Below are 5,334 nucleotides of genomic sequence, written 5' to 3'. Positions count from 1 at the left end.
GTATATGCAAGGCATCCTTTTTCCTGTGCAAGCGTAAAAACACGTTGTGCATCACCAATGTCATTAAGTTAAGAATATGAAAACAAACAGGGTGCCATTTTATTTCATCTTATCCAGTTAGGATTAAGAGTGTTCTAAAAAAGTCGCATGACAAAAAGAACTTTTTCAAGCAATTTATAAACTTTTGAGTTATAATAATATCGTATTAAGAAAAGCGGTAGTTGAAACATACTAGCGTTTGTGATTTCACATGCCTCTTACATTTTCGAATTGGACGGATTGGTAAGAGTTCTTGTGAAATGAGTGTTTCAAGATCAGGCGGATGACCGCCTTTTCTTTTACGATGCTGGATAAAATAGCGACAATGATGTATCGCCATTTTTTTGTTTATCGCATAAGAATACTTTCTATCCTTACCTTTTACCTTTGGTTTATGATTTACTACATGATGAGCCATAATAAAGGATATATTATACAGTATCATTCTTGCCCAAATCTCCTGTTGGATGCTTTCTCGTTTTTTCGTATGAACAGCACACTGATCTGCTAAATATTTAAGGTCACGGAAGATAATTCTATACACCATCGAGTATTGTATATCTCTTTGATATTATCCTTATGAAATTCATCTCGACTTAAATTTGTGACAATTGACTCATATTCTTCACTGCCATCCAGCTTAAATCGAACTACGCGAAAATGAAGATCATACGAAGGATCATGTTCACCGATAAAATCAAACGTAGATGTAGTAGATAAGAAACGATATTTTTCTGATTGAGATTTTATATCTTTCGTCTATTTTCTTGTCAATTGTAATATGTAAATCCAAATCAAATTCTTCATCTGGCAGATTGAATTATTAAAAGACTAGAAATCGAGTGTATATCTTTCACACGTATCAAAAAGGACTTACCCAAATGTATGATATGAGCCATATTATTACAGGTTGCATAATTTCTATCCGCAATGAAAATAGCATTATCCTCGTGAAAACGTTCAACCATTTCCCACATGGCTTTAACTTCGTTCTTACTATGAATACCTTGAACGATCGTATCTAAATAACGATTGTTTAAAATATCATAGCGGGCATTAAGATGAAAAGCAGATAAAAATTTACCTTTAGATGAATTTTTATACAGTGAATCAGGATCACTATAATCAAGTGGTATTTGCATTTCAGACCCATCAACCGCAATAAGATGATAGCCCTTATATAAATTGTTAGGTGGAAATGCTTTATTCAGTTCGTATAGAATAAATTGAAAAACGCGTGAAGAAATCTTAGAACGTGCCTGAACAAATGCAGAGGCAGTTGGAGTATTATTTGAATAATGAAAAAAATCAAGTAACTCTTCGCGAATAGGCTTACCCGCCATTGACAAGATGTATGAAATAGTATCTTTAAAAGATAGCTTTCTAGATTTACGAGTAAAGTCAGAACCTTCATGTATGACAAAATGTCGTTCATACTTCAAACAGTCCGCCTTATTTAAAATCTTATCCAAAGAATTGAAAAGTAGATTATGGATAGAAGTCATACCACAATCTCCTCTAATCTTTTATCAAAAATGAAGGGAAAGCAAGATCTGGATGTATTACTAAGGATCATATAAGATCACCTCATACACCTTACAAAGGCGCGTGAAACGGAGCGCACGATTTTTCAAATTTTGTCAAGCGTAAATTAAAAAAGACACCTATACTTTTTTGTATAAATGCCTCTTCTCTATAATTCTTTAACTTAATGACATTGGCGCATTACAACGCTCTCTTGATGGGGAATAAATAGTATGACCACTTACATGAGACTGATAAACAAGCGTGGGAGATGCACGATTTGCTTGTGGAAGAATATAAAGTTGAATGGCATGTTATTGAACAATTAAAACAACAAAATCTAATGGAATGGGTAAGAAAGATGAATGTGATTGAGAATATTGTTGATGAAGTAATTAAAAAAGAATTAATTATTCAATAATGGTTATGTTAATCCTCATGGAGTATTCACGCTATGGGGATTTACTTGTATAAAACGAAAATATATTCATGAGCTAATAAATAGAAACCTAAAGTTTTAGATTTATCATTCCAATAAGAAGTAGAACTACAATTATGTTGTTCTTTGATTATGATTTCTTTTAGGGTAAAGCCATTATTTATAAAAGTTTGCATAGTTAAAAATCCTAATGGGATTACATTGCCCTTTTTTCTGATATCACCGATCATGAAAGAACAAAAATGTGATGGCTTTAAGACACGATAAAGTTCTTTGCTTACTTGATTCATATGTGCTAAAAATTCATTGTATTCTAAGTTAGATATATCATTCTCTATGTTTTTGCTATATTTAATAATATCGGCGTAAGGTGGGTGTGTACAAATGAAGTCTATCGAATTATCCTTTACCATTTTTAGATTTTGTGCATCACCTAAATGCAATTGTATATGTGCATTATTATTGCAATCAAAATTCAATCGATTTCTAGTTATTTCAAGAGCTTTTTTATTGATATCAATTCCTATAGCATTTCTATCTAATAATTTTGCTTCAATTAATGTGGTTCCTGAACCAACAAAACAGTCAAGTACAAGATCTTTCTGTTCTGTATATTTTAAAATTAAATTTTTAGGAACATGTGGTGACCAATTTCCTCTATAATCACCTTTATGAGTAGCCCAGTTTCCCCTATCTGGAAAGTTCCAAATAGTAGTGTTTTGTAATTTATATGTATTCATGTAAAAATACACCTCCTATTTATATATACGATCTAAAGTAAGCAAATTCCTAAAAATACTTCAAAAAAATTTATTTTTTTGAAGGGGGCTTTCTATTTAGTTTTAGTTACGAATATGTTAAAATAGCCATGATTAGGAAGGAGTGTTTTTAATGGCAAATCAAAAGAATTTATTATTAAGCCCAGTACTTAAATGGGTCGGTGGAAAACGACAGCTATTGAATGAAATTATTCCTATGATACCAAGTAATTGTTCAACATATGTTGAGCCTTTTATTGGTGGTGGGGCTGTGCTATTTGAATTTCAGCCTAAAAAAGCTATTATAAATGATTATAATAGTGAATTAGTAAATGTTTATACTGTAATAAAAGATCATCCTGAAGAGTTGATTAAAGAGTTGCAGTTTCATAAAGATAACAATACAGGCGAACATTTTTATATGGTCAGAGAATATGATAGAAAAACAGAATTTTTTAGCCAAATGACAGATGTTCAAAAAGCGGCAAGAATTATTTACTTAAACAAAACTTGTTATAATGGTTTGTATAGAGTGAACTCTGCAGGACAATTCAATTCCCCTTATGGAAAGTATAAAAATCCAAATATTGTGAATGAACATGTAATTAGAGCAATGTCAAAGTATTTCAATGATAATGCTATTACAATTAAAAATGGTGATTATAAAGAAGTGTTAAAAGGGTTAAGAAAAGGCGCGATCGTTTATCTGGATCCACCTTATATGCCAATATCAACTTCATCATCATTTACTGGATATACTGAAAATGGGTTTAATGCAGATAAACAAAGAGAATTAAAAAAAGAGTGTGACAAATTAAGCAAAAAAGGAATTAAATTCTTACAATCGAATTCAGATTGTGAATTTATTCGTGAGTTGTACAAAGATTACAATATAAGGATAATTAAAGCTAAAAGATCTATAAACAGTAAAGGGAATTCTAGAGGCGAGATAAATGAGGTGTTGATATACAATTATGAGCAAGAATAAAGAAATATCAGTAGAAGAAGCTTGGGAAAAAATATTAGAAAAATATGATATTGTAAACCAAATTGAAGAAAAAGGAATTTTTCATATTGAAGCATCCCAAATTAAAGAATTTAAAGAACCTCGTTTGATGTCTAAATGGGATAGTTCTGAACAGCTTCCTTCTATTTTAAAGAAAAATAAAATCAATATTTTACCTAACAGTAGACATTCGTATGTATTAGGTGATTTTCTTTTGTATCAAGATATTCCAGAATTAGAAGAGCATATTACAAAAATGACTTCTGTAGAGTTACCTGAGTATGAAAGTATTGATGTGGATAACATTACTTCAGAAGCTAATGCAATAAATGTATTAATTCTCTCAAAAATTCTTGATGATTTTTTAGAAACGCATGAAAATGTTGGAACTTTTAATGGCCGTATGGGAACTGGAATTTTCGATTTTAATGTAGATACGCATAGAGGAGTAAAGCGAAGTATTGTAGTAAACAATGCTCAATGTGAAATTGACGGTGGATTTGAAAACTTAGATTCAGTAGTAATTATGGAAGCAAAAAATGTAGTACACCCCGATTTTCATGTGAGACAACTTTATTACCCATATAGACTTTGGAAAACTAAAGTAAATAAACCAATTAGATTAGTGTTTTCGATCTATTCTAATAAAATATATCGCTTATTTGAGTATGAATTTACTGACATTAATGATTATTCTTCAATTAAATTGATAAAAAATAAGAACTATTCCCTTCAAGATACAGAAATAACATTAGAAGAACTTATAGAAGTTAGTAATGAAACAAGGGTTAAATATACTGACAATCAAAATAATAAAAATCTTCCTCCATTTGTACAAGCAGATTCATTTGAACGCATTATTTCACTTTTAGAAAATATGTATGATAATCCAATGAATGATGAAGAAATAGCAGAGTTAATGCATTTTGGTTTTAATTTTAGTAACAATAAACCAGTTTATAGACAATCACAATATTACTATAATGCAGGTAAGTATTTAGGATTATTTGAAAAAATAAAGACAGAAGAGAATGAAGCGAAATCTGTTTTAACAAGTTTAGGCAAGAAAATTTATAAAATGCAGTATAAGCAACGACAATTAAAATTAGTATCTCTTATTTTAGAACATCAAATATTTTCTGAATTCTTTGATTTGATTGTTGAAAATTTTGGAGAATTACCTGAAAAAGAAATAATACAAAAAAGAATGAGAGAGTTGAATGTATGTAATGAGAGTCAGATAGTAAGAAGATCACAATCTGTAAGATGCTGGTTAAAATGGATTTTCAATTTAATTAAGCTTTCGTAAAGAGGAGGTGAATTTATGAACAAAAATGATAAGAGACCTATAATCCAAGCAAACGGTTATAATGGTAGTGAGCCTACTCGAGTATGTCCAAAATGTGGAAAAAAGAAGCCAATAAGTGAATTTGGTTATCGAAAAATGGGAGATGGCACAATACGTAACCAATCTTGGTGTAAGGATTGTAGATAAAAATGTGGAGAGGATCAATTTCAAGATCAGGCGGGTGACCGCCTTTTCTTTTATAATGCTGGATAAAATAGCG

Annotated in this window: 6 protein-coding genes and 1 pseudogene; 4 read left to right on the top strand and 3 right to left on the bottom strand. The window is 30.5% G+C overall.

Annotation, left to right across the window (positions count from 1 at the left end; translation table 11 throughout):
- Nucleotides 1-205 precede the first annotated feature (205 nt).
- Together ACLRVU_RS15625 and ACLRVU_RS15620 are read right to left on the bottom strand one after the other, a co-directional pair.
- Nucleotides 206-586: a hypothetical protein gene (locus tag ACLRVU_RS15625; RefSeq protein WP_008816444.1), complete on the bottom strand. Its 381-nt coding sequence runs from the start codon at nt 584-586 to the stop codon at nt 206-208.
- A gap of 256 nt (nt 587-842) precedes the next feature.
- Entirely contained in the window at nt 843-1,544 is a 702-nt protein-coding gene (locus tag ACLRVU_RS15620; RefSeq protein WP_008816443.1) for a transposase, read from the bottom strand.
- Nucleotides 1,545-1,810: 266 nt separating this feature from the next.
- Between ACLRVU_RS15620 and ACLRVU_RS15615 the strand changes: the two are divergent.
- Nucleotides 1,811-1,984: pseudogene (locus tag ACLRVU_RS15615) on the top strand (TnpV protein); the annotation flags it as partial.
- A 41-nt stretch (nt 1,985-2,025) separates the two neighbouring features.
- On the opposite strand, the gene ACLRVU_RS15610 reads toward ACLRVU_RS15615, so the two are convergent.
- Entirely contained in the window at nt 2,026-2,742 is a 717-nt protein-coding gene (locus ACLRVU_RS15610; protein WP_008816442.1) for a TRM11 family SAM-dependent methyltransferase, read from the bottom strand.
- Nucleotides 2,743-2,893: 151 nt separating this feature from the next.
- On the opposite strand from ACLRVU_RS15610, the gene ACLRVU_RS15605 reads away from it, so the two are divergent.
- Genes ACLRVU_RS15605 through ACLRVU_RS15595 form a run of 3 tightly spaced genes read left to right on the top strand, consistent with a single transcriptional unit; the run spans nt 2,894 to nt 5,261 of the window.
- Nucleotides 2,894-3,748 carry a DNA adenine methylase gene (locus ACLRVU_RS15605; protein ID WP_009588671.1) on the top strand — a complete coding sequence of 285 codons (855 nt, stop codon included), beginning with the start codon at nt 2,894-2,896 and terminating at the stop codon, nt 3,746-3,748.
- Nucleotides 3,735-5,075 carry a type II restriction enzyme gene (locus ACLRVU_RS15600; protein ID WP_008816440.1) on the top strand — a complete coding sequence of 447 codons (1,341 nt, stop codon included), beginning with the start codon at nt 3,735-3,737 and terminating at the stop codon, nt 5,073-5,075. The genes ACLRVU_RS15605 and ACLRVU_RS15600 overlap by 14 nt, the downstream gene beginning before the upstream one ends.
- 15 nt (nt 5,076-5,090) lie before the next feature.
- Nucleotides 5,091-5,261 carry a hypothetical protein gene (locus ACLRVU_RS15595; RefSeq protein WP_170316699.1) on the top strand — a complete coding sequence of 57 codons (171 nt, stop codon included), beginning with the start codon at nt 5,091-5,093 and terminating at the stop codon, nt 5,259-5,261.
- Nucleotides 5,262-5,334 lie beyond the last annotated feature (73 nt).

The sequence above is a fragment of the Beduini sp. genome (genome assembly GCF_047239305.1).
In the GTDB taxonomy this organism is placed as follows: domain Bacteria; phylum Bacillota_I; class Bacilli_A; order Erysipelotrichales; family Coprobacillaceae; genus Beduini.
The sequence above is the reverse complement of the archived record's forward strand: the minus strand, read 5'-3'. Positions and strand labels throughout refer to the sequence as shown.

Coding starts and splice junctions, on each gene's coding strand:
- ACLRVU_RS15625 (WP_008816444.1), bottom strand. CDS start 586: ATGGTGTATAGAATTATCTTCCGTGACCTTAAATATTTAGCAGATCAG.
- ACLRVU_RS15620 (WP_008816443.1), bottom strand. CDS start 1,544: ATGACTTCTATCCATAATCTACTTTTCAATTCTTTGGATAAGATTTTA.
- ACLRVU_RS15610 (WP_008816442.1), bottom strand. CDS start 2,742: ATGAATACATATAAATTACAAAACACTACTATTTGGAACTTTCCAGAT.
- ACLRVU_RS15605 (WP_009588671.1), top strand. CDS start 2,894: ATGGCAAATCAAAAGAATTTATTATTAAGCCCAGTACTTAAATGGGTC.
- ACLRVU_RS15600 (WP_008816440.1), top strand. CDS start 3,735: ATGAGCAAGAATAAAGAAATATCAGTAGAAGAAGCTTGGGAAAAAATA.
- ACLRVU_RS15595 (WP_170316699.1), top strand. CDS start 5,091: ATGAACAAAAATGATAAGAGACCTATAATCCAAGCAAACGGTTATAAT.